The organism is Vibrio sp. ZOR0018 (assembly GCF_963865925.1).
Taxonomy (GTDB): Bacteria; Pseudomonadota; Gammaproteobacteria; order Enterobacterales; family Vibrionaceae; genus Vibrio; species Vibrio anguillarum.
Map to the genome: position 1 here is coordinate 1 of NZ_CAWMCN010000139.1, position 439 is coordinate 439.

General features: G+C 47.8%; 1 protein-coding gene. It reads right to left on the reverse strand.

Going from position 1 to position 439, the window contains the following annotated elements; genetic code table 11:
* Window positions 1-3: 3 nt before the first annotated feature.
* A partial coding sequence (locus AACR75_RS16560) for an IS256 family transposase (protein ID WP_047691122.1) occupies window positions 4-439 on the reverse strand: 436 nt, incomplete at its 5' end.

A 439-nucleotide genomic window follows, 5' to 3' on the forward strand; every position in this document is an offset into this window, starting at 1 on the left:
GGGTTACATGTATTGAGTGAGTCGGTCTTCGAACATAATCATAAAGCGGTTTAGAGCTTGTCGCCAGTTTCTGATCGGCATCGTCCATTTCTTGGAAGCATCTCGGATAGCCAGGTAGATCACCTTTCTAGCTGATTCATCCGTTGGGAAGAGCTTGCGCTTCTTAATCGCTTTTCTAATAACGCTGTTGAGGGATTCAATGGCGTTAGTCGTGTAAATGGCTCGGCGAATATCCTCTGGGTAGTTAAACAGGGTGTTGAGGTTGTCCCAATGCGCCGTCCAAGAGCGACTGATTTGAGGATACTTACTATCCCATCGGTCAGAGAACTGCGCTAGAGCCAGCAGAGCCTCATCTTCTGTGGCTGATTGGTAGATTTTCTTCAGGTCAGTCGTCACCGCTTTATAGTCTTTCCAAGGGACGTACTTGACCGAGTTTCGC